The sequence below is a fragment of the Nostoc sp. UIC 10630 genome (genome assembly GCF_010747425.1).
GTDB lineage: Bacteria > Cyanobacteriota > Cyanobacteriia > Cyanobacteriales > Nostocaceae > Nostoc.
This window is the reverse complement of sequence record NZ_JAAGOG010000483.1, coordinates 1-671: the sequence shown is the minus strand read 5'-3', so window position 1 is coordinate 671 and position 671 is coordinate 1. Positions and strand designations below refer to the sequence as shown.

Sequence of the window (671 nt, the reverse complement as noted above, 5' to 3'; positions counted from 1 at the left end):
TATGATTTTTCTGGTCAGACATTCAATGATCAAGATTACCGAAAACTGACTATCGAAACCTCAGCTTCTAAAACTAGAGATGCTGTATTTTTGAATGGTGAACCTCTGGGAGTATTGCACTTCAAAAAAGACAAAGACGCGCTCAGACAGCTTGGACTGCTCAAAACCGGACAACTTACACACGCCGACGCGATCCTTGAAAGTAATTTTTCTGTTATTTGCGCTCAAATTGACCCTAATACCGTTGAATATCCTACTATTTGGACGAAGGAATTTCAGGCTTTTGGGACTCAATCAATTAACGCTCAACAACTGTATATGATTGATAGTAGCGCGAAAATTCTACATCATATTAAAGAGCGTCCTACTTTCTTATTTTCTACAGAATCAAACAAAAAACTTGGAATCATGGGCTTGGCTGTTGACAACCAGAAAGCTGATACTGTGACTAAATGGTTAACTGCTCAAAAAGTTGAATGTCAACAAGTACCAATAGAAGATGTTATCAGGGAAACTCAAAAAGGTTTAACGGTCTTTAATTTAGTCAGTAGTTCAATTCCTCCCAAAACTTTGGATAATATGACCAAGAAATTTGGGGCTGTGATTGAATCTACTCTTGAGTATCAGCAATTTGTTAGCTCCCTTGCCACACGACCGCAGTTTTTGAAACC

At 38.3% G+C, this 671-nt stretch carries 1 pseudogene; it reads left to right on the top strand.

The annotated features are described in order from the left end of the window. Window positions 1–671, top strand: a pseudogene (locus G1O98_RS38510) (hypothetical protein); the annotation flags it as partial.